Below are 663 nucleotides of genomic sequence, written 5' to 3' on the forward strand. Positions count from 1 at the left end.
CTTTATATCAACGCTTCAATCTTAACGACTTTGGTTATGTTGATACAGGTACTCATGTAAGTCATTTTTCTTATACTTTAGCTTTAGCTTTAGGATTTAAAAATATTATTATGATAGGGCAAGATTTAGCCTTTGATGAAGAAGGAAATTCACACTCAAAAGGTTTTGATTTTGGAGAGAAATTTAGCGGTGAAGAAAATATAGATAAACTTAAAGTCCCTGCCTATGGAGGCAAAGGAGAAGTTTTAACCCATATAACTTGGAATGATTATCGTATAAAACTTGAATATCTTTTTGCTTGCAATGATCAAAAGGCTAAATTTTACAATGCTACTGAAGGTGGAGTAAGAATTAATTTTACTGAAGAACTTTCCTTTAAAGAATGTTGTGAAAAACTCCTTGCAAAAGAAAAACCTAAATTTGAACTTCCAAAAAGTTTAACTAAAAATAGAAGTGACAAACTCCTAGTTAAATTCAAAGAAAAAATACAAAAAGATCAAGATAATGCTAAAAGATTTTTAAATGATGCTTTAGCTTTAAAACAAATTTTAGAAAATATACTCAGTAAAGATTTTATTTTACCTTTGGAATTTTTAGAAAAAGTTTATCAAAATATAGAAAATTTCAATCACTCTTTAGATGAAGATGAGTTTATACAGGATG

The 663-nt window shown here is 27.8% G+C and carries 1 protein-coding gene; it reads left to right on the top strand.

What is annotated here, in order from left to right; genetic code table 11:
• Window positions 1-663: 6-hydroxymethylpterin diphosphokinase MptE-like protein (locus ELQ04_RS08510; RefSeq protein ID WP_134224525.1), on the top strand; the 663-nt coding region annotated here is incomplete at both ends.

Origin of the sequence: Campylobacter sp. CH278, assembly GCF_004378845.1 — a bacterium.
In the GTDB taxonomy this organism is placed as follows: domain Bacteria; phylum Campylobacterota; class Campylobacteria; order Campylobacterales; family Campylobacteraceae; genus Campylobacter_D; species Campylobacter_D jejuni.